Source organism: Hymenobacter sp. YIM 151500-1 (assembly GCF_025979885.1).
Classification (GTDB): Bacteria; Bacteroidota; Bacteroidia; order Cytophagales; family Hymenobacteraceae; genus Hymenobacter.
Map to the genome: position 1 here is coordinate 947,451 of NZ_CP110139.1, position 21,055 is coordinate 968,505.

15 protein-coding genes are annotated in these 21,055 nt (G+C 64.0%); 2 read left to right on the forward strand and 13 right to left on the reverse strand.

Annotation, left to right across the window (positions count from 1 at the left end; all coding sequences use genetic code 11):
* Window positions 1-98: 98 nt before the first annotated feature.
* The 4 genes from OIS53_RS03860 to OIS53_RS03875 form a co-directional block, all read right to left on the reverse strand.
* Window positions 99-3,110: a leucine--tRNA ligase gene (locus OIS53_RS03860; RefSeq protein ID WP_264681075.1), complete on the reverse strand. Its 3,012-nt coding sequence runs from the start codon at window positions 3,108-3,110 to the stop codon at window positions 99-101.
* Between the two features lie 104 nt (window positions 3,111-3,214).
* Complete coding sequence (locus OIS53_RS03865; protein WP_264681076.1) at window positions 3,215-4,384, reverse strand: metallophosphoesterase; 1,170 nt, start codon at window positions 4,382-4,384, stop codon at window positions 3,215-3,217.
* 208 nt (window positions 4,385-4,592) lie between these two features.
* Entirely contained in the window at window positions 4,593-5,273 is a 681-nt protein-coding gene (locus OIS53_RS03870; protein ID WP_264681077.1) for a spheroidene monooxygenase, read from the reverse strand.
* 140 nt (window positions 5,274-5,413) lie between these two features.
* Window positions 5,414-5,920, reverse strand: a complete 507-nt coding sequence (locus OIS53_RS03875) for a pyridoxamine 5'-phosphate oxidase family protein (protein WP_264681078.1) — start codon at window positions 5,918-5,920, stop codon at window positions 5,414-5,416.
* Between the two features lie 166 nt (window positions 5,921-6,086).
* On the opposite strand from OIS53_RS03875, the gene OIS53_RS03880 reads away from it, so the two are divergent.
* A complete protein-coding gene (locus tag OIS53_RS03880; protein ID WP_264681079.1) occupies window positions 6,087-6,794 on the forward strand; it encodes an acyl carrier protein phosphodiesterase in 708 nt (235 codons plus the stop codon).
* Window positions 6,795-6,877: 83 nt separating this feature from the next.
* Here the strand turns inward: OIS53_RS03880 and OIS53_RS03885 are convergent, their stop codons facing one another.
* From OIS53_RS03885 to OIS53_RS03910, 6 genes are all read right to left on the reverse strand, one after another.
* Entirely contained in the window at window positions 6,878-7,210 is a 333-nt protein-coding gene (locus OIS53_RS03885) for a hypothetical protein (protein ID WP_264681080.1), read from the reverse strand.
* 148 nt (window positions 7,211-7,358) lie between these two features.
* Window positions 7,359-7,874 carry an FKBP-type peptidyl-prolyl cis-trans isomerase gene (locus OIS53_RS03890; RefSeq protein ID WP_264681081.1) on the reverse strand — a complete coding sequence of 172 codons (516 nt, stop codon included), beginning with the start codon at window positions 7,872-7,874 and terminating at the stop codon, window positions 7,359-7,361.
* 157 nt (window positions 7,875-8,031) lie between these two features.
* Window positions 8,032-10,014 (reverse strand): AAA domain-containing protein, encoded by a 1,983-nt coding sequence (locus tag OIS53_RS03895; protein WP_264681082.1) that lies wholly within the window; start codon window positions 10,012-10,014, stop codon window positions 8,032-8,034.
* 87 nt (window positions 10,015-10,101) lie between these two features.
* The gene (locus OIS53_RS03900; protein WP_264681083.1) at window positions 10,102-10,326 is read right to left on the reverse strand and encodes a hypothetical protein; all 225 of its coding nucleotides are present in this window, start codon (window positions 10,324-10,326) and stop codon (window positions 10,102-10,104) included.
* 106 nt (window positions 10,327-10,432) lie between these two features.
* A complete protein-coding gene (locus tag OIS53_RS03905) occupies window positions 10,433-11,542 on the reverse strand; it encodes a VWA domain-containing protein (protein WP_264681084.1) in 1,110 nt (369 codons plus the stop codon).
* Between the two features lie 301 nt (window positions 11,543-11,843).
* Entirely contained in the window at window positions 11,844-14,168 is a 2,325-nt protein-coding gene (locus tag OIS53_RS03910; RefSeq protein WP_264681085.1) for a DUF5682 family protein, read from the reverse strand.
* A gap of 296 nt (window positions 14,169-14,464) precedes the next feature.
* Between OIS53_RS03910 and OIS53_RS03915 the strand changes: the two genes are divergently transcribed.
* The gene (locus tag OIS53_RS03915; RefSeq protein WP_264681086.1) at window positions 14,465-15,592 is read left to right on the forward strand and encodes an MBL fold metallo-hydrolase; all 1,128 of its coding nucleotides are present in this window, start codon (window positions 14,465-14,467) and stop codon (window positions 15,590-15,592) included.
* A gap of 403 nt (window positions 15,593-15,995) precedes the next feature.
* Here the strand turns inward: OIS53_RS03915 and OIS53_RS03920 are convergent, their stop codons facing one another.
* The 3 genes from OIS53_RS03920 to OIS53_RS03930 form a co-directional block, all read right to left on the reverse strand.
* The gene (locus tag OIS53_RS03920) at window positions 15,996-17,081 is read right to left on the reverse strand and encodes an ATP-binding protein (protein ID WP_264681087.1); all 1,086 of its coding nucleotides are present in this window, start codon (window positions 17,079-17,081) and stop codon (window positions 15,996-15,998) included.
* A gap of 77 nt (window positions 17,082-17,158) precedes the next feature.
* On the reverse strand, window positions 17,159-20,164 hold the full coding sequence (locus OIS53_RS03925; RefSeq protein ID WP_264681088.1) for a DUF5691 domain-containing protein: 3,006 nt from the start codon (window positions 20,162-20,164) through the stop codon (window positions 17,159-17,161).
* Between the two features lie 290 nt (window positions 20,165-20,454).
* Entirely contained in the window at window positions 20,455-21,006 is a 552-nt protein-coding gene (locus OIS53_RS03930; protein WP_264681089.1) for a hypothetical protein, read from the reverse strand.
* Window positions 21,007-21,055 lie beyond the last annotated feature (49 nt).

Genomic DNA, 21,055 nt, shown 5'->3' on the forward strand with positions numbered 1-21,055 from the left:
AGCTGGCGGGCCGTTTGGCTTGTAGCGTGGGCTTCAGCCCACTGCTCCGATGTTGCCGGGAGCTGCTGAAAAAGTAGAGCAATGGGCTGAAGCCCGCGCTACACCACCACGTTCACCATGCGGCCGGGCACTACGATGACCTTTTTGGCGGGCTTGCCTTCGGCATAGCGGGCCAGCAGGTCGGTGGCGCGCACGGCGGCTTCGATGTCCTGGGCCGTGGCGGTGGCGGGGAACTGCAGCTGCTCCCGCACCTTGCCGTTGATGGCTACGGGATAGTTCACGGTGTCCTCCACCAGATATTCCTCCCGGAACTCCGGGTACCGGGCGCTGCTGATGGAGCCAGCCGGGTGGCCTAGCTTTTCCCACAGCTCTTCCGCGAGGTGCGGAGCGTACGGGGAGAGCAGCACCACCAGCGGCTCCAGCACAGCGCGCTTGTGGCAGTCGAGGGCCGTCAGCTCGTTCACCGTTATCATCAGGGCGCTGACGGTGGTGTTGAACGAGAACTTCTCAATGTCTTCCTCCACCTTGCGGATGGCCTTGTGCAGAGCCTTCAGCTCCTGGGGCGTGGCGGCATCGTCCGTCACGGCGAAGTCGCCGTCCTGGGGGTGGTAGAGGCGCCAGAACTTCTTCAGGAAGCCCGCCACGCCGCTCATGCCGTTGGTGTTCCAAGGCTTGAACTGCTCCAGCGGTCCCAGAAACATTTCGTACAGGCGCAGTGCGTCGGCTCCGTACCGCTCAATGAGCGTATCGGGATTCACCACGTTGTACTTCGACTTCGACATCTTCTCGACTTCAACCCCGCACACGTAGGTGCCATTGTCTTCGAGAATGAACTCAGCATTGGCGTATTCCTCGCGCCAGTTTTTAAAAGCTTCGATGTCGAGCACGTCATTCTCTACCATATTCACGTCGGCGTGGAGTGCAGTGAAGGTCGGATTCTCAAAACCTGCGTTAACAAACTTGTGTGTACCAGTCGCAGGTGACATCATGCTGCCAAGTATCTCCCGAAGCCGAGTGCGAAGTGTACCGGATCTGCTTTGCAACACTTCCTCCAAAGAAGAACCCTGTATCGTGTCATAAACACCTTTTGATACGAAGATATTTGGGCCGTTTACCTTCTGTAACTGAAAGTTTTCATCGGCTTGACTATATGCCAGATTCAGTCGGTACACAAAGTTCGAGCGGCCCAGAATCATCCCCTGATTAATCAGCTTCTGAAACGGTTCATGAGCCGTAACCAGGCCCAGGTCTTTCAGGAACAAGTGCCAGAAGCGGGAGTAGAGTAGGTGGCCCGTAGCATGTTCTGCACCACCGAGATATAGGTCTACATTCTGCCAGTATTTTTCGGCTTCTTCGCCCACGAACCGCTCGGTGTTGTGCGGGTCCATGTAGCGGAGGTAGTACCAGCTAGACCCGGCCCAGCCGGGCATGGTGCTCAACTCGTAGTCGTACTGGCCCTTATACTTCCAGTCCTTGGCGCGGCCCAGGGGCGGCTCGCCGGTTTCGGTGGGCCGGTACTCGTCGATTTCGGGCAGCACCAGGGGCAGGTCGGCCTCGGCCACGCCGTAGGCGGTGCCGTCTTTGTAGTAGATGGGAATGGGCTCACCCCAGTAGCGCTGGCGGCCGAAAATGGCGTCGCGCAGCCGGTAGTTGACCTTGCCTTTGCCGATGCCGCGGACTTCCAGCTCCTGCACCAGCTGCTGGGTAGCTTCGGCGTAGGTCATGCCCTGGATGGAACCGTGCAGGTAGCGGCCTTCCTTGGTGGGGTCGGCTTGCTCGTCGATCTGCTGCTGATCAATCACCTGCACAATGGGCAGGCCGAAGTGCTTGGCAAACACGTAGTCGCGCTGGTCGCCGGAGGGCACGGCCATGACGGCGCCCGTGCCGTAGCCAGCCAGCACGTAGTCGGCAATCCAAATCTGGATGGGCTCGTTGGTGAACGGGTTGAGGGCATACGAGCCCGTAAAAGCCCCCGACACGGTTTTGGTATCGGCCATCCGGTCGCGCTCCGAGCGGCGCTTGGTGGCGTCGATGTAGTCCTGAACGGCCTGCTGCTGCTCCGGCGTGGTCAGCTCCGCCACCAGCTCGTGCTCCGGGGCCAGCACCAGAAAGGTAGCGCCGTAGATGGTATCGACGCGGGTGGTGTAGACTCGAATGGTAGAAGTGAGAGGTGAGAAGTGAGAAGTGAGAGAAGACGAATTTGCGTCGTCAGAATTCTCACTGCTTAAAACCTGAAACGTCACTTCCGCGCCGATGCTCCGGCCAATCCAGTTGCGCTGCATCTCCTTCACGGCCTCGGGCCAGTCGATGGAGTCGAGGCCCTGGAGGAAACGGTCGGCGTAGGCGGTGATGCGCAGGTTCCACTGGGGCATGAGGCGGCGTTCCACCGGAAAGCCCCCGCGCTCCGACACCCCGTCTTTCACCTCATCATTGCTGAGCACCGTGCCCAGGCCGGCGCACCAGTTCACGTAAGTGTCCTGCTGATAAGCCAAGCGGTAGGGATGCACCGCTTGCAGGCGCTGCTTCTCGCTCATCATCTGCCACTGCCCGGCCGTAAACTCGTGGCGCTCCTCTTCGTCGCCGGCCGCCCGGATGCCCGCGCTGCCGCTCTCGGCGAACTTGTCGAGCAGGGTTTTGATGGGCTCGGCGCGGTTGGTGTCGAGGTTGTACCAGGAGTTGAACAGCTTCAGAAAAATCCACTGTGTCCAGCGGTAGTAGCTGGGGTCGGAGGTACGGATTTCGCGGCTCCAATCGTAGCTGAAGCCCAGGGCCGAGAGCTGCTCGATGTAGCGGGCAATGTTCTCGCGGGTGGTCTTTTCGGGATGCTGGCCGGTCTGGATGGCGTACTGCTCGGCGGGCAGCCCGAACGAGTCGAAGCCCATGGGGTGCAGCACATTGTAGCCTTGCAGGCGCTTGTAGCGCGCTACAATATCGGAGGCAATGTAGCCCAGTGGGTGCCCCACGTGCAGCCCGGCCCCGCTGGGGTACGGGAACATGTCGAGCACGTAGTACTTAGGTTTAGCGGAGGCATTGTCGGCCCGGAAGGTGTGCTGCTCTTTCCAGTGGGCCTGCCATTTTTTCTCGATGTCCTGGGGATAGTAGCCGGGCATGGGATACGTCTTCGTTGAGCCGGCGAAAATACGGGCAATTGCCGGGAATGGCTAATGCCGCGCCGAGAGGTGGGCCGGCTACCAGAGCAGCTGAGAGTGAGCGGCTAGAATAGGGGGGACCGGTTGCCCCGATTATCAAGTGTATAAAACGCTTCGCCCTCTATCCACACCGCCTGCATGTATCCCTGGGCTGTATTCTGCTGATGAGGCAAGTCAATGGCTACTACACGGTTACCATACAAGGGCGTAATCTTATCAACTGGCGTGTGCCCCACTACCATACGAGTAGCTTGGTACTGCTGCAGAATACGCCCCACGTCATCGTCGGACGCCGTTTGCTGCACCAGGCCCCGGTACCAGTCGGGGCTGGCTTGGCTACTGGTAATGGCTTCTTCTGCCGAGCCCTTAGCTGGCGTACTGCCTGGGGCCCGGTCCAGGCCCCGGCGGGCCAGGGTGTTGATGGCAGTGAGGGAAAGGCGGTGCGCGGCTACCTCGGGGCTGAGTCCGCCGTGCAGAAAAAGGGTAGAGCCGATTTTCTCCACCACATTCTTAGTCCGCAGCCACCGGCCCAGCTCGGTATCAGCTGCGTACCAGCTCTCATAAGGAAGCCCCAGCGAATCGGCATTGACGAGGTACTTGCGGCGCACATACTTGAGCTTGCCCATCAGGTTCATGATTTCGTGGTTGCCGAGGATGAAGTGCACTTTGCCACCGGCCTGCTCAGCTTCTTGCTCCAGCTTGTAAATCAGCCATAAGCACTCCGTTACGTTCAGGCCGCGGTCAAAAAAGTCGCCTACCAGCACGAGGTGTCCTCTCCCAAAGCGCCAGGCATACTGCTGGTCCATCACCCCAGCGCTAGTCAAGAGCAGTCTGAATCCCGCAAAATTGCCTTCGATATCCGAGACAACGAGCATCTTCTCAGGCGCCGGGTAGTGGTCGGGCTCGGTGGTGGGCGGGCTTGCGCGGACCGAGACGTGAAAGAAACTGCTGTCGGTGGGGTAGCAGGTGAGGAGGGCAGGCTGATTGGGAGGCAGGGTATCCGTCACGCTGCGGTAGCCCGTTTTGCTGGGTATAATCTGCTTGCTAATGCCGTAGCCCTGACGCAGAAGGAGCACGGGGCCGTCGGCCGAATACCCGGAGCGGTCCTGCTTATACTTGATGGCGAAGTAGGGAAAGAAGTAGAACCTTTCAATAGCTCCGAATTGAATGGCGGCAACCCCTGCGGCGAAGTACAGAGCATATAGAACCAGCAGCGCAATAACAATCTTCTTCATAGCAGCAGGCAGATAGGGGAAAACCAATACAAGCGGTTACCGAGCAGTGGGCCCCACAAGCTCCGACCGTAGCACACAGCAATAGTAGCATATAGTACTATGTATAACAAGCTAATAGGCAAAATATCTTGTCAATGAGAGCCGCAGCAACTCAAAAATGGTGGAAGCCAAGGCTGCAAATAGCAGCTAGTGGCTTTGTTTGCAGCGGTTATACCGTCCGGCCATCCCAGGTGCCCTCGGTACTCAGCACCTGAAATCGGGCAAACAGCTCCTCGCCGTACCAGTTCTCCTGGCGCGTAAGCCGAATAACTTCGCGGTGCTTTTCGCTGCGGTAGGCGTAGTGCTGCATGGCCTCCGCCGACTCCCACAGGCTGAACGTGGCCTGGCGCACAACAGGCAGCTCACCCAGGCCAATAGCGGCCTGCACGCCAGGAACCTGGGCCACCGTGGCGCTGGTGGGGGCCACGTAGCGCCAGAAGCGGGGCGTTTTGTGCAGGCGAATAGCGGCGCGGGTCAGCACGGCCACCGGGGCACTGGCCGGGGCAGCGGCAGGGGTATAGTCAAACGGATTCACGCCGTCCCAGAGACCGTGCGACTTCAGCGGGGCTAGCCGGGCGGTCCAGATTTCCGTGGTGCGGCGCTGGTATTGCTGCCACAGCGGATGCGTGGCAAAGAAGGTGGCCGCCGCGTCGTCTGATTCCCACACGGCCATCAGGCCGTAGCGGTGCAGGTTGGGCAGGGCCCCGAAGCCACCGGCCCCGCTGCCCAGCAGCTTCTGAAACCGCAGCCCCGGCACCTGTTGCAGGGGCCGCTGGGCGGTGCCCATCTGGGCCAGGCCCCAGCGTTTCTGGCCGGGTTGCAGGGTGAGAATGGAAAGAGTAGTGAGCAAGAGAAAAGTAGTAGCGGAATAGAACAGCTCTGCGCCCTCTGCGCAAACTTCTGCGTCCTCAGCGGGAACCAACGCCCGCTCGAAACAACAAAAAAAGGCCGGAATTGCTTCCAGCCTTTTCCAAACGCACCGCAGGTCGTTTACGGATTTACTTTGGCATGCTCGTCGCCGGTGGGCTGGTACCGCTCCCCAGTGGCCAGGGCTTTCACGTAGCCGAAAGCATGCACCAAGGCACTGCTGGGCTGGTCCCAGTACTCGCCGCGCAGAATGTCGATGCGCAGCAGGCTGATGTTGGGGTCGTCGGAGCCTTTGGGAAACCAGGACCGGAGCGGCTCGCTCCACAACTCCTTGATCTTCTGGCGGTCGTTGATCACCGTCGCAATGCCCGAAATGGATACGTATAGGTTGTCGTTGGGCTTGGAATAGCCCAGGTTGACGTGGCGGTCCTGCTGCACTTCGTCTATCTTGGCGGAATCTCGCTCGGTGAAAAACCACAGCGTGCCATCTTCTTCGGGCTCCTGGGTATACATGGGGCGGCTGTGCAGCTCGCCACCGGCTTCCACCGTGGTCATCATGGCAATTTTGATGTCTTTGATGCGCTCAATCAGCTTGGTGACATCGTGGCTAACGGCTACTTTCTCGGCCATGGCGTTTCAGGGTTTTGGTGAAATAGAATGCAGCCATAGGGTACGGCCGCGCGGCCCGAAGGTTCTGCTGGAGGGGCGCGCGGCCGCGCCCGGTCGTTGAACGAATCCTCGTGGGCCAGCGGCAGAACTAGTACCGCGCGGGAAGCAGCCGCCTTGTGGCGCACCCATGCGCTGCCTTGCCGTGGTTCGCAGTACCTTGCCGCTCAACGGCGCGGGCGCGTACAACGCGCCCCTACAGCAGAACCACCAGGCGCCCCCACAACTGATGAATTTTCTGGCCCACCTGCTGCTTTCCGGTCCGCCCTCAGCGCCTCACTACACTGATATTGTGGTGGGTAACTTTGCGGCCGAGGCGGTGCGGGGCCGGGCGGCCGTGGCGGCGTACCCGCCCGCCGTGCAGCAGGGCATCCGCCTGCACCGCTTCATTGACTCCTTCACCGACCAGCACCCGGCCGTGCGCCGCACCACCGCCCGCCTGCGCCAGGCCGGCCTGGGCAAGTGGGCCGGCGTGGCAGCCGACGTCGGCTACGACCACCTGCTGGCCCGCGACTTCGGCCTATATCACCCTCCGGAAACCCTGCCGGCCTTCGCCCAGCGCCACTACGAGCTGCTGCACCAACGCCGCCACGAGCTACCCGCGCGTCTTCAGCACCTGCTCGCCTACATGCGCCGCGACGACTGGCTCAGCGGCTACGCCCGCCCCGAGGGCCTGCACCGCGCCCTGCTGGGCCTGAGCCGCCGCGTGCCCGCCGCCGAGGTACTGGCCACTGGCGCCGCGGCGTTTCTGGCGGAGCTGCCGGCGTATGAGGAGGACTTTTGGGAATTCTGGCCGGAGCTGCGGGCGGCGGTGGCACAAACCCATTTTACAAACTAAACTGTCCGCTAAAGATGCTAGACAGCTTCTTCAGCGGACAGTTTAGTTTGCCTGAACTTCAGGCTCGGATGTTTTAAAAAAGCTTAGGGACGCAGCGTGTCGAGCTTATCAAGGATAAGGCTCAGCTTATCATCCACACCAGTTAGGCGGACATTTATCTCGGCTTGCTCCTGTTTCATCTCGGCTTGTTCCCGTCTCATCTCCGCCTGCTCCTTTTTCATCTCAGATTGTTCGCGCAGCAAGAAGCTCAGCGTATCACTGTGCTGGCCGGCTATGGTTAGGAGTTGGCTGGTTGTATTGGTAAGCTGGTTTAGCAGGAGGGTATGCTGCTTGAGCTGGGCCGTGTGGCGGTCCAGGATGGCCATGGCTTCGGAAAGCAGGGGTTCTAGCTGGTCGAGACGTTCGTCAGGATTCATAGGGGGTAAAAAAGGATGCCGGGGGGATAGAGGTTATTTTAAAACGGTGCGTGTGCTCTGCAAGGTGCAGAGAAATCATGGCAATAAAAACAAGCGGGACGGAGGAGTCCCCCGTCCCGCTTTACCGGCTGGCGATTAAGAATATAGCCTAGTGATGCACGCCGCCTTCGCCGTGCACGTGGCCGTGGTCCAGCTCCTCGCGGGTGGCGTCGCGCACGGCGGCTACCTGGCCGTCGAAGTGCATGACCATGCCGGCCAGGGGGTGGTTGAAGTCCATTTTCACGGTGTCGGGGCCGATTTCGACCACTTTGCCCTGCATGTGGTGGCCCTGGTTGTCGGCCATGGGCAGGAAGTTGCCGACTTGCAGCATCTCGTCGTCAATCTGCCCGTCGATTTCAAATACGTTTTTCGGGATGTCTACCACGGCCTGCTGGTCGTAGTCGCCGTACGCCTGCTCGGGGGTGAGGGAGAAGGCGAAGGAGTCGCCGGCCTGCTTGCCGTCGAGCTGGCGCTCAAACTCCTCGGGCAGGCCACTTTGGCCAAACAGGAACACCATCGGCGCATCGGCTTCGGCCGATTCCACCAACACTTTCTCCTGGTTTTCGTCGGTTACGCTCAGGTCGTAGGTGATGGTAACAACTTTATTCTGGCTGATCTGGGACATGGGGAGTTAGAAAGTTAGAAAGGTGAGAAGTTAGAAGGTGGGGCAGTGGAGTGGCATAGGTAGGAAAGTTAAACGAGAAGTGCGGCAGGAGCGGGAAAGACGAGCCCATCAACTGCCCACCTTTCTACCCGTCAAACCTCTCAACTTTCTAACTACACTAGGTCAGCTCCCAAGCCGTGCGGTAGGCCCCGATGCGCTCGACGTAATCCAGAAAGGCCTTGTAAAACGGGTGGGAGCCGAGCGTGGAGGAGTCGCCGACGATGAGCAGCTTGCGGCGGGCGCGGGTCATGGCCACGTTCATGCGCCGGATGTCCGACAGAAAGCCGATTTCGCCCTGGGCATTGGAGCGGGTGAGGCTGATGGCAATGATGTCGCGCTCCTGGCCCTGGAAGGAATCCACGGTGCCGATGCTGAGCATACGGTGCTCTAGCAGGCCCACCAGCTCGTCGTTTTCCTCCACGGCGTCCTTGAGGTAGTTGATCTGGGCGCGGTAGGGAGCAATGACGCCGATGGTGAGCAGGTCGTCGGTGTGGTCGGCGGGGTCGTAGGGCTCCAGCAGCTGGGCCAGGCGCCGGAGCAGCAGGTCGGCTTCTTCGGGATTAGCAATGGAGCGGCTTTCATCCAGGCCCAGCTCCTGGAAGCCAAAGCCAGCCGTGTCCAGAAACTCCACGGCCAGGTCGGGGGCGAAGCGCAGGTCGTAGGCAGGCAGGTCGGCGTGGGCCACATGGGGCGCGGCTTTGAGGCGGCCCTCGTAAAACTGCTCCGAGCTGAAGGCCATAATCTGCTCGTGCATCCGGTACTGCACCTCCAGCATGCGGGCCGTGTCGGGCTGGCGGCGGATGCACTTCTCAAACAGGGTTTCGCGCAGACCGTCGCGGGCCGCCTGCTCACTTTTCACCGTGGGCGGCAGCTGCTGATGGTCGCCGGCCAGCACCACGCGGCCCGCCTTGGTTATCGGAATCCAGCAGCCCGGCTCCAGGGCCTGAGCGGCCTCGTCGATGAACACGGTTTCGTAGGTGAGGTGGCGGATGGCACGGTTACCGGCCCCCACCAGCGTGCACGTAATCACCTGCACCTGCTCCAGCAAATCCTCGGTGATGTAGCGCTCCAGGTGGTCCGACTCCTGCAACAAATCATGGGCCTGCTGCTTGAGCAGGCGGCGCTGCTCACGCTCCTCCCAGCCGTAGTGGCGCTTGTACTTGCCGGCCATCTCGCGGTACTGCTCGGCCGTCTGGCGCATGCTGCGCAGCTCAGCGTAGCTTTTGTGGTTCATAATCTGCGCGTCCAGCGTGTGCTGAAGCAGCAAATCCGACACCCGCGAGGGGTTGCCCATGCGGATGACGTTGACGCCGCGCTCGGCCAGCTTTTCGGTGAGCAGGTCCACGGCCGTGTTGGAAGGCGCGCACACCAGCACCCGCCGCTCCCGCCGGATGGTTTCCAGAATGGCCTGCACCAGCGTGGTCGTTTTGCCGGTGCCGGGCGGGCCGTGGATAATGGCCACGTCCTGGGCGGCCAGCACGTGGCGCACGGCGGCCACCTGCGAGTCGTTCAGGGGTGAGGGGTAGTAGAGGGCGGCCTCACTTTCGGGCTTGAAACGGGGCGGGCGGGCGCCCAGCAGCACGTCGCGCAGCTCGGCCAGCCGGCTTTCGTAGGCGCCCATCACCTTGCCCAGGGCGTACTCCATTTCGCGGTAGCTCACCTCGTCGAAGGTCAGGTCCACGCCCAGCTTGCCCTCGTCGGTCCAGTCGGGCAGGTCTTCCTTGGTGGTAGCCAGCAGGATTTTGTTGCGCTTGACAGCGGTGATGACGCCCGACAGGGTGGGCCTATCCGAGCCGGCGCGGCCAGGAATGTTGGCGAAGAGGGCAGCGTTTTTGCCCACCTGAAACAGGTGCAGGCCGCCAGCGCCGGCCGGGCGTTCCAGCTCCAGCACCAGCTTGCCGCCGAAGCCAATGTCTTCCTTCGTGATTTTGACCGGGTACCAGGTCAGGCCCCGCTTCTGGCGCTCGGCAATGGTGGCCTGGGCGCTCTTGATTTTAAATTGCTCCAGGTCCTCCTGCTGCTCGAGTTTCAGCAGGGCCTGCACCTTGCGCAGCTCCTTTTCCAGGGCGTACGGATCGGTATACGTCGTGTGTTCAGCCAATTCGCTTCTAATGTTGTGCCGTTGCTAACAACGCAAACGGCAAAAGGGTGGCCGAAGGTCGGAAGGAATTTCAGGATAGAAAGCCGATTAGGGCCTCAATCGTACTTGTGTAGATGAGACAGTAAATGGCGCATCTGCTAAAACAGTAGTAGCATAGGTATAAAAGCACCTTCTATACGCTTGCACAAGTGTAGTCAGCATATCCAACTCGTCGAACTCCGCGGTGCCGGGCGAGGCTTCAAAGATACTTTCAATGCGGGCCAGCGCCTGCTGGTAGTCTTCTTCCGTGCGAATGGGTGTGATGGCGTTCATATAGTAGCCGCGGCTATTTTGTCGTACTGCGCGTGGGTACCGATAGGCGGAAGACACTTGCAGAATAGTTGGTTTGATAGGACCGGCGGGCGCGTGCAACGCGCCCCTACACTGCTAACGTCTGTCCCTGAATGGCGGCGGCCATCAGCTGCGGAAACTTGTCGGGGGTGCAGGCGAAGCTGGGAATGCCCAGGGCGGCCAGCTTTTCGGCTACGCCCCGGTCGAAGCTGGGGGCGCCGTCGTCGCTGAGGGCTAGGAGGGCCACCACTGTCACGCCTGCTGCTGCAAGGGCCGCCGCGCGCCGGATCAGCTGCTGCTCGTTGCCGCCTTCGTACAGGTCGCTGATGAGGACGAGGATGGTGTCGGTGGGGCGGGTGATGAGCTGCTGGCAGTAGATGAGGGCCAGGTTGATGTCGGTGCCGCCGCCGAGCTGCACGCCAAACAGCAGGTCCACCGGGTCGTGCAGGTCCTCGGTGAGGTTGACTACGGCCGTGTCGAAGACCACCATGTGCGTTTTTACGGCCTTGATGGACGCCAGCACGGCCCCGAACACGCCCGCATACACCACCGACGAGGCCATGGACCCGCTCTGGTCCACGCACAGCACCACTTCCTTCAGGGCCTGCCCGCGGCGCCCGAAGCCCACCAGCTTTTCGGGCACGATGGTGCGCTGCGCGGGCTGGTAGTGCTTGAGGTTGGCCCGGATGGTGGCGGCCCAGTCGATTTCGCGGTAACGGGGGCGCGGGTTGCGCACGGCCCGGCTCAGGGCGCCCTGCACGGCTTGGCGCAAGGGGTTAGCCAGCTTCTGCTCCAGCTCGCGCACCACCTTGGCCACCACCTCGCGGGCCGTGCTCTTTACCTTGGCGGGCATCACGCGGCTCAGCGACATCAGCGTGCCCACCAAGTGCACATCGGCCTGCACCGAGCCCAGAATTTCGGGTTCCATCAGCAGCCGGTGCAGGCCCAGACGGTTCATGGCGTCGCGCTGCATCACGGCCACCACCTCCGCGGGAAAGTAGGTGCGAATGTCGCCCAGCCAGCGGCTGACGCGGGGCGCCGAGCCGCCCAGGCCCGCCCGGCGCTCCGCCCGGTCCTGGTCGTAGAGGGCCGTCAGCACGTCATCCATGCCCTGGTAGTCGGGGGCGAGGGGCGTCTGGTTGTCGGCATCGGCAGCTGAGCCCAAAACAAGTTTCCAGCGGGTAGCGGTGTCGGACATAAGTAGATGGTTATGGTAAGAACGTCATTCCGAACGTAGCGAGGAATCTGGCTGCTTGCGTGTGCGCCTCACTCTCCGGCCCCCGCAAGGCTTGATGCACCTTGTCTTTGAAGAGGAGGAGCCTGACGAGGAAAATTAGTTGGAGTAGAAATGGCTTGGGTAAAGTCGGTATAGTGCCCTGAGAGGCGGCAAGCCACCCGCAGCGGACTCTATTTCTTGAAGATGTATTCAATAGCCTGTTGCATAACTCTTCAAAAGCCAGATTCCTCTCTTCGTTCGGAATGACACGGCCCAGCTAGCCCTAGACTCCCAGCAGCTCCCGCAGCACGGGCAGCACCAGCCGGCCGCGTTCCAGGTCGAAGTCGTCCTCGGCGGCGGTAGCAGCCGGGGGCTGGGGGCCCTGGCGGGCGAGGTCGAGGAGCTGGCGGCGCTCGGGCAGGCTGAAGTCGGTGAAGGCGCGGCGCAGCAGGGGCACGATTTCGCGGAAGGTGTCTTCCGGCAGCTGGCCCAGCCACTCGTCGAGCAGGTTGAACAGAGTGGGATGGTGAAGCAGGAGCAGGCCGCTGCCGCCCAGAAACCCTTCAATCCAGCTCGTGGCGTAGTCGGTGGGCTGGGCCGGCGACAGGGCCAGGCCGAGGGCCGTGGCCGCTTCGTCGGCGGAGAGTTGGTGGGCCTCAAAGAGCAAGCGGGCGGCCCGGCCGGCCAGCAGGCCCGCCGAGGTAACGTTGCGCTGCACCACGCCCAGGGCAGCGTGCCAGTCGGGCAGGAGGGCTTCGTCGGGCAGCAGGCCCAGGGCCTGGTGGGTGGCTTCGAGGCGGGGCAGGAGCTGGCGGGCCGCGTCGTAGTCGAGGCCGGCGCAGGCCTGGGGCAGCCCGATGCACAGGCGCGGCACGAGGTGGTGCACCACGGTGGCTACCTGGGTTGTGTTGGTGCGGCGCACGTTGCCGTAGCGCAGCACGCTCACCAGCGGGGGCAGGGCCGCCAGCAGGTGGGTCACGTCGCGGGTGTCGGCCGACAGCGTTTCGAGGCGGGCCACCAGCCCGGCCAGGGCCGGGCCCAGGTCGGCTTGCAGGGCGGCGGCCAGCAGCTGGCTGATGGTTTCCAGGTCGGGCGCTTCGGCGGCCTGGGCGGTGGCGCGGGCCGCGGCGGCCGACGCTACCGTATTGCCCCAGCGGCCGGCGTCGAGCACGCTCAGGGCATATTCCGGGTCCCAGCGCAGGTCCCACAGCTCATGAAACGTGCCGGCCTTGCCTTCCACGGGGCGGGGGCGGCCCCAGGGCACATCCAGCAGGTGCAGGCGGTGCAGCAGGTGGCTGCGGCTCAGGTCCAGCTCCTTGCGCAGGTCCAGGTCGAGCAGGCGGGGGGTGGCTTCGGGCTTGAGGCGGGTGGCTTTCTGCTGCAGCAGCAGGTCTTGCTGTAAGGGCGTGGCGGGCACTTCGGGCGGCACTTCGCCCAGCCGCTCCCCAATCACCAGCTCGCGCTGCACCAGGCTCAGGGCCTCCTCGTAGCCCCCGCCCAGGATGGCTACGGCGGCTTCCTGCAATTCTTCCAGACCCGGCAGCTCCCGGCCCCGCACGGCGGCCAGGGTTTCGGCCAGGCGCACGGCCTCAATGGCGTGGGCCGAGGAGGCATCCAGGTCGCGGCCCCGGAGCAGGCGGGCGGCGCGCACCATCCAGTGCGTTACCACCTCCGGGCGGGGCACCTCAAACAGCAGCTCGTACCAGGCCGGCGACACCACCCCCGCCCCGTAACCCGAAGCCAGCGACAGGCGCTCAAACGTCCACGGAATCCAGGTGGCGGCGGTGGGCACCTTCTTCAGGCCCTTGAGGCGGGCTTTGTCTTCCTGTTGCAGCAGCTCGGGCCGCAGCACCGGGGCGTGCCAAGCCCCGCACACCACCGCCACCCGCGGGTAGCCCTGCCGCAGCGTGGCGCGCAGGGTTTCGCGCATGTAGGCCTCGCGCAGCAGGGTTTCCTCGGTTTCGGGCAGGGCCAGCTCTTCGCGCAGGGCCGTCATCATGTCCAGCACCACCGCGAAGGTGTCGGCGTGGCCGGGGGCGTGCTCCAGCCGCAATTCCCACCACCGCTCCCCGTCCGAGTAACCGTCCAGCTCGGCCAGGTAGGAGATGGGGTCAGAGGGCACCTCACCCCCTGGCCCCCTCTCCGAAAGAGAGGGGAGACTAGTTTGTAGCTGGTTTTCTAGCTCTAGTTCAGAAGACGGCTCTGACTCTTCCGAGCTAGAGTTCGTCTCTAGTTCTAGAGCTAGTTCCCCCTCTCTTTGGGAGAGGGGGCCAGGGGGTGAGGTCCCAAACCGCACACTTGCCGGCAGGTCGAAGCAGCGGAGGCGGGCGCCGTGCTGGTGGCACCACTGGATGGCCTGCCACTCGGGCGAGAAGGCGGCGAAAGGCAGAAACAGGGCCTGCTGGTGCTGCTTGGGGTTGTAGAGCAGCAGGGCCACGGGCGGCACCAGACCGGGGCGGGTGGCTGCTTGCAGGGCGGCTTCCGCATCGGCGGGGCACTCCAGCAGCACAAGGTCGGGCCGGAACTCGTCCAGGGCTTTGAGCAGGCTGGCCGTGCTGCCGGGCCCGTGGTGGCGGATGCCGAAAAGGCGGAGGTCGGGGGCGGGCATAGAGCGAAGTGGCAAATCAGAATACGCCAGGCAAGAAAGTAAAAACGTGCCTGGCAGACCAGAATGCGGGTGGGCCGCCTGCTACATCCGCACCCAGCAGCTTCCGGGCCAGCCTGTATCTGGGGGCCAGGTGATGCCTGCTTCGGCGGACTAGGTAAAGTATTTGCGGGGTTATTTCGTTTGATCAGGCAGAAGGCGAGCCGTGCGGGCGGCGCGGGCTAAGTCCCAACAGCCGCATGCTCGCCGAAGTTGATTCCGAAAACAGCCTATCTAACAAGCAAATTACTGCGCAGCGCATGAGCAAATTTCTGAGAGTAGCCGGCCGGCTAGCCGCCAGTGTGGTGGCCAGCGTGCTGATTGGGGGCGTGGCCTTCGCCAACCTGAGCCCTGAGCTGGGAGGCAAGCCCACCAAAGCCCAGCGGGCTGCCTACGCCAAGTCGGGCCACTACCACGACGGTGAATTCCAGAACCTGGTGCCTACCACGCTCATGACCGGGGGCAGCACCTTTTCGGCACTGTGGAAGTACGTGTTTGGGAAGTCGGCGGAGCACCGGGAGCCCGCCGCGCCCCTACCTATGCAGCGCCTCGACTCGCTCAGCATCACCCGCAAAACCCCCGACATGGTGCGCGTGACGTGGTTTGGGCATTCGGCCAGCCTGGTAGAAATAGCGGGCCAGAACATTCTGCTCGACCCCATGCTCAGCGTAGAAATGGGGCCCATTTCCTGGCTCACGCCCAACCGCTACAACCCCCAGCTGCCCATCACGGCCGAGCAGCTGCCGCCCATTGCCGCCGTGCTCATCTCCCACGACCACTACGACCACCTCGACTACCAAACCATCCGGCGGCTCAAAAACAAAACGGCCCATTTCTTCGTGCCGCTGGGCGTGGGCGCCCACCTGCGGGCCTGGGGCGTGGAGCCGGCCCGCATTCAGGAGCTGGACTGGGGCGACTCCGTGCGGCTGCCGGGCCTCACCATCGTGAGCACGCCGGCCCGCCACTTCTCCGGCCGCGGCCTCACCAACCGCAACTCGACCTCCTGGAGCTCCTGGGTGCTGAAGTCGGCCACCAAGCGCCTCTTCTACAGCGGCGACGGCGGCTACGGCCCTCATTTCCAGGCCATCGGCCGGCAGCACGGCCCCTTCGACCTGGCCCTGATGGAATGCGGGCAGTACGACGCGCAATGGGCCCAGATCCACATGCAGCCCGAGCAAACCGTGCAGGCCACCCTCGACCTGGGGGCGCGGGTGCTGCTGCCGGTGCACTGGGCCGCCTTCACCGAAGCCAACCACCCCTGGAACGACCCGGTACAGCGAGCCGCCGCCGAAGCCGCCCGCCACCAACTGCCCATGACCACGCCCCAGCTCGGCCAGCCCGTCACCCTCGATGCCGGCCCGCTGCCCCAAACCACCTGGTGGCGCTGAGCCTGAACGGGTTTGGAAGCCTGTTTTTCAGTTTTCGAGAAAGAAGCTCCCACCAGACCCGATGCGCTGGCGCCAGCGGCACTGCTGCGCCCGTGGAGGCGGAGGTTGGCGGGTAGGAGAAGAAGGCTGAAGAAGACCGGGACCTGTAGGGTGCTTTTCAGTGAAACTGTCTAGGAAGTTGAAAGGCCGTCATGCTGAGCTTGTCGAAGCATCTCTCCCGCTTCGTTGAATGATTGAGTTAGCCAGAGGGAGAGATACTTCGCGGGGCTCAGCATGACGGTCCGGTATATTTTAGACGGCTTCCTAAACAGCTTCCTGATGTGAAACTGGCCGGCGGGAGAGAAGAAATTCCAAGAATACAGGCATCGAAGGCAATAAGAACACGATAAGCAAATCAGCTTTCTTACTCCACCACTTCCCGGCACGCTCGGTACAAATCCTTCCAGCCGTCGCGCTCCTTCACGACGGTTTCGAGGTATTCGAGCCAGACGACGCGGTCCTGCACGGGGTCTTTGACCACGGCGCCGGTGAGGCCGGCGGCCAGGTCGTGGGCGCGCAGGCTGCCGTCGCCGAAGTAAGCGGCCAGGGCCAAGCCGCTGTTCATCACCGAAATGGCCTCGCCGGTGCTGAGCGTGCCGCTGGGGCTTTTGAGCTTGGTTTTGCCGTTTTCGGTTACGCCCGAGCGCAGCTCCCGGAAGATGGTGACCAGGCGGCTGATATGTTCCAGGGCGGGGGCTTCGGCGGGCAGCTGGAGGGCCTTGCCCTGCTTTTCCACGCGGGTTTGCACGATGCGTACTTCCTCGTCGAGAGAGGTGGGCAGGGGTAGCACTACGGTGTTGAAGCGGCGGCGCAGGGCGCTGCTCAGCTCGTTGACGCCCTTGTCCCGGTCGTTGGCGGTGGCAATGACGTTGAAGCCGCTCACGGCCTGCACTTCGGTGGCCAGTTCGGGAATGGGCAGCACTTTTTCGGAGAGCATGGTGATGAGCGTGTCCTGCACGTCGGAGGGGATGCGGGTAAGTTCTTCGAGGCGCACCAGGCGGCCTTCCTGCATGCCTTTGAACAGGGGCGAAGGCACCAGGGCGGCCGGGGAGGGACCTTCGGCAATGAGGCGGGCGTAGTTCCAGGAGTAGCGAATGGCATCTTCGCTGGTGCCCGCCGTGCCCTGCACCAGCAAGTCGGAGTGCCCGCTGATGGCGGCCGTCAGGTGCTCTGATACCCAGCTTTTGGCCGTGCCCGGCACGCCCAGCAGCAGCAGAGCACGGTCGGTGGCCAGGGTAGCCACGGCAATTTCCATCAGCCGGCGCTGCCCGATGTACTTGGGCTCGATTTCAAAGCCGCTGTCCAACTTCCCACCCAGCAGGTAGGTCACCGCGGCCCAGGGCGAGAGGTGCCAGTTGGGCGGCTTGGGGCGGTGGTGGTCGGCGGCGCGCAGGGCGGCCAGCTCTTCGGCGTACAGGTCTTCGGCGTGGGGGCGGAGGATGGTCGTCATAAGCAAACAGAGAAGGTAAAAGCGGCTGGGTGTCGGAGGATAAAGGGACAGAAAGAGCAGCGCGACGAACAGCCAACTTAGCTTGTCTCTGGCTCGATGAGGCTGGCGTCGAGCTGCTGGCGAAAGTGCAGGGCATCCAGTACCTGCTCCACGAGCGAAGTCACGGGCGAGGTACTGGTCGGGGAGGCCTCCAACAGGGCCGTAAGCATCTGCTGGTACCGCGGCAACTGGTCGTCGGGCACGCAGCGAGCCAGCGCGTGCAGCACGGATGCCAGGCGCTGGTAGGCCTCGGCGTAGTGATTGGTGACGGCGGGAGCCAGCACATCGGCCGCGTAGCGCAGGGCTGCATCGGCAATATCTGCGGGCCACGGCGTGGGAACGTACCGGAGAAACTCGGGTAGGAAATCGGGCGCCGTGGCAGTCTGCGGTGGGAGATGGGTGCGCAGCAACGCCAGTTTCTCCTCATCCGTCAGCAACCCCATGAGCTGGGTGACATGCTGGTGAGGCAGTTGGTGCACCTGGGTGAAGTGGCGCAGGAGCAGCAGTGGGGCCACGGCTTTGTCCTGGTGCAGGTAAGCCGCCCGGGCCCAGGCGCGCAGCAGCAGCTGGCGCCACTCGGAGGCTTCGGTCAGCGTAAGCAGCTCGGCTATGGGCACCTGCAAGTGGGCGGCCCAGCGGCTGGGCGGCAGCAGGGCCAGCAGCTGCCCGAGCCAGCCGGCCCGTTCGCCGCCCTCAAAATCAGCGGTTTGCTGCTCGATGCCATCGGCCAGCCAGGTTTTGTTCCAGCCCTCGGGCAGGGTCACCAGTAGCTTGGCGCGGCCCAGCAGGGGCCGCTTCAGCGTGAGCAGGGGCGCGGCCCGCTGCCACAGCCGCTCCACCAGCCCCGATTGGGGCAGGCGCACCAGCAGCGGCACCACTGTCTGGCGCACCTCTTTGCTGCGCGCCCCCAGGTACTTCTCCAGCAGCGGCGCATCGGCCGGCGTGAGGTGGTGTTCCAGCTCACTCAGCAAAGCAGCCTGGGTGGCGGCCGGCTCGGTGGGCAGGGTGGCTTCCAGCAGCTGCCGCACCTGCTCGGGGTCCGACTCGTGCTTGCGCCGGATAAAGAAGCGGCGCTGGTGCAGGGTGCCGGTTTCCCAGGTAGTGAGGTCGTCCGTGGGGTGCATGGCGGCCAACACGGGGTGCCAGTCCGGGTTCAGTTGCGCCAGCCAGTGGCCTCGCTCACCCAGCAAGGCCGACCAGGGACCCGGCAGCTGCTGGCGGAAGCTTTCTGCTTGCAGGGCCGGCACCAGCAGCGAAGGCGGAATAAGACGCTGGTGCCGCGCCATCTGCTCCCAATACGGCGTGCGAAACTGGCCGTAGTGGTTGCTGGTAAGCAAGGCGCGCAAACACTCCGCGCCCAGGGGCCCCAGCGGCTCCCAGGTTTCGGCGGGAGCCGGGGCGGGCGGCAGAGCGAAGGTGCTGGGAGGCTGAAAGCCGGCTTTCCGCATCAGCGCCGCCGTACCGGCCGCCAGCAGCAGCCGTTGCTCGGGGCTGGTGGCGGCGCCTACCGGCGGCTCCGGCAGGTCGGGGCCGTTTTGGCGGGTGCCGAGCAGGGCACTGCGCAGCAGCTGGGGCCAGGAGGGCAACGGAGCGGGCCCAGCGGCTCCGCCGTCCGAGGCGGCCGGCAGAGTAGCCGCCGCCGAGGACGCACTGGCCCCATGGGCTGCTGACGCGCTGGTGGCGGGCTTCGCCGGGGCGGCGGTGCCAACCCAGCTGGCCAGCGGGCGGAAGGCCTGGCCGTCCCACTCGCCGAACAGCGTGAGGAACTGGCCGCCGCCCTGCGCCAGCAGCTGCCAGGGGGCATCTTCGGTGGCAAAGCGCACCGGCAGCACCGCCGGCGCGGCGGCAGGATGATATAAAGCCCAACTCTGGTCGGGTTGCTGAAGAAGCTGCACCTGCGCCAGCAGCGCGGGCCACTCGCGCAGCCAGGGCAGGCGGGCCAGGGCGGCGGCGTACTCGTGCAGCAGGGCGGTGGGAGAGAAGCCCCCGGCCGGAACATCGGTGGCCGCCCGCAGGCCCGCAAACGTGAGGGCGCCCGTCACGGCCCGCAGCGGCAGCAGGCCGGGGTAGAACGTGAGCGGTCCGCGGAAGCGCCCAGCGGGCACCAGCGACGCGGAGAACGGCTGGCTGCCGAAGGAAAACTCAACCACCACGGCAAAGCGGCCGGTGCCTTGCCCACGCAGCCAGGAGCGCCGCACCGTCAGGCGCTCTTCTTCGGTGGTGGTTTGGGCCAGCACGTGCCACTCGTCTTCTACCGGCGGCTGGGCGGCTAGCAGGTCTTCCTTCTTCACCGTCACGCCTACCTGCTGCAAAACTTCTTCGCGGGCTTCCGCCGCAAGCTCCGGCAGGCGAAGAAAAGCCCGTACCAGCAGGTACAGCTCGCCCAGGCGGGCCAGCAGCCGGGCAGGCCAGTCGGGGCCCTGGTGGCGCAGCGCGGGCAGCTCCCGCACCAGGGCCGCCAGCCCCGGCAGCTGGCCGTCGACGAGGCGGGCCGCCTGGCTTTCCCAGAAGCTGCGTGGGTGCTGGTCGGTGGCCGCCAGCCCGGCCCGGATGATGTCCTGCAGCCAGGTTTCCAGCTCCTGCGCCCCGCGCTGCATGCGGACCAGGCGCTGGGCTTCGCGCTTGCGGCGGGCGTCGTCGGTGGGGGCCGGGTTGGCGGCGGGTGCTGCCGCCGGCTCCGCGTCAGGGGCGGCTTTGGCGGCTTTCTTATCCTGGGTTTGCTGGCGCTTGCCGAGCCACTCTTGTAGCCAGGCCGGGGCCGCGGTGCTGCTTAGCAGCTGGGGCTGGCGGGCCAGCAGCAGGAGCAGGCCGGCGCCGTGCTTGCACGGAAACGCGCGGCTGGGGCAGGAGCAGATGAATGCCGGCCCGGTCAGGTCGATGCCGGTGCGGTAGGGCTGGCTGCCGCTGCCTTTGCACTCGCCCCAGGCGGCGGTGGCAGTCTGGCCCAGGGTGGCCCATTTGGTGGGGGTAGCCAGGTCCTGTCCCCGCTTTAGGGTGCCGGCGTCGGGCACCAGGGCGCGGACCTGTTCTTCAGTCCAGGTCAAGAAAAGTCACGTTTACGACTGCCGCCGCGGCAGCGGGATACACGCCCCAAAGTAGAGGCTGGCGCGGTAAAATCCGCGCCAGCTGGCCGACTTTTCTAGCCCACCCCAACACTCTCCCCGGTAGAAAGGGGCTTTGGCTCTGAGTTTCCTGAGGCTGAAAGGTACGGCGTCTCAGAAGTGACATAAGGGCCTCAGCGCTAGTTCTTCTCCGCCGTCTGATGCCCGAACTCTCTGAACATAAGTAACGGGAGCTGCCACGAAAGCCCCTCCCCACCGGGCGGAGGGTGGGGCTACGCCTGCTTCCGGCGCCGGGCGGGGGCGGCGCTCAGGCGGCTGCGCAGCTTGCCCACGTACACCAGCAGGCCCGCGCTCAGCGCAGCCAGGGCAGCGGCCAGCAGCTCGCGGGTGGTGCGGGCCTGGTCGGCTTCCTGGGCGGCGGCTTGCAGCTCCTGCATCTTTTTCTCGCGCTGCTTGTCGCGCAGCTGGAGGTTGTCGATTTGGTTTTGCAGGGCGTAGAACCGTTCCCGCGTGCTGGTCTGGTCGGTTTGGGCCACGGTTATCTGCTGCTTCACCTGCTGGTTCTCGGCCACCACGGCCGCGGCCCGGCGCTGGGTCTGGTCCTGCACGGCCCGCACGATTTCGGTGTCCTTGCGGATGATGCCTTTCAGGGCGGCTACCACTTCTTCCAGGTCCCGCTTGCTGGGCTTGTTGCCGAACAGACTGTTGCGCTGGGCACTGGCTTCTTCGTACTGCTGCACCATCTGCTGGCGCTCCTGGATGAGGCGGGGCAGTGGGTCGTCTTGAGGCTGTTGGAGGGTGAGGAGGAGCAGGAAAGCTTTCATGCCGGCAAAGATGATATTTCTCGCAGTGTTTCGCAGTAGAAAAGCGCAG

What these genes read in the sequence shown, in the direction of transcription:
- OIS53_RS03860 (WP_264681075.1), bottom strand. Translation starts at nt 3,110, where the DNA reads ATGCCCGGCTACTATCCCCAGGACATCGAGAAAAAATGGCAGGCCCAC.
- OIS53_RS03865 (WP_264681076.1), bottom strand. Translation starts at nt 4,384, where the DNA reads ATGAAGAAGATTGTTATTGCGCTGCTGGTTCTATATGCTCTGTACTTC.
- OIS53_RS03875 (WP_264681078.1), bottom strand. Translation starts at nt 5,920, where the DNA reads ATGGCCGAGAAAGTAGCCGTTAGCCACGATGTCACCAAGCTGATTGAG.
- OIS53_RS03880 (WP_264681079.1), top strand. Translation starts at nt 6,087, where the DNA reads ATGCGCTGCCTTGCCGTGGTTCGCAGTACCTTGCCGCTCAACGGCGCG.
- OIS53_RS03885 (WP_264681080.1), bottom strand. Translation starts at nt 7,210, where the DNA reads ATGAATCCTGACGAACGTCTCGACCAGCTAGAACCCCTGCTTTCCGAA.
- OIS53_RS03890 (WP_264681081.1), bottom strand. Translation starts at nt 7,874, where the DNA reads ATGTCCCAGATCAGCCAGAATAAAGTTGTTACCATCACCTACGACCTG.
- OIS53_RS03900 (WP_264681083.1), bottom strand. Translation starts at nt 10,326, where the DNA reads ATGAACGCCATCACACCCATTCGCACGGAAGAAGACTACCAGCAGGCG.
- OIS53_RS03905 (WP_264681084.1), bottom strand. Translation starts at nt 11,542, where the DNA reads ATGTCCGACACCGCTACCCGCTGGAAACTTGTTTTGGGCTCAGCTGCC.
- OIS53_RS03910 (WP_264681085.1), bottom strand. Translation starts at nt 14,168, where the DNA reads ATGCCCGCCCCCGACCTCCGCCTTTTCGGCATCCGCCACCACGGGCCC.
- OIS53_RS03915 (WP_264681086.1), top strand. Translation starts at nt 14,465, where the DNA reads ATGAGCAAATTTCTGAGAGTAGCCGGCCGGCTAGCCGCCAGTGTGGTG.
- OIS53_RS03920 (WP_264681087.1), bottom strand. Translation starts at nt 17,081, where the DNA reads ATGACGACCATCCTCCGCCCCCACGCCGAAGACCTGTACGCCGAAGAG.
- OIS53_RS03930 (WP_264681089.1), bottom strand. Translation starts at nt 21,006, where the DNA reads ATGAAAGCTTTCCTGCTCCTCCTCACCCTCCAACAGCCTCAAGACGAC.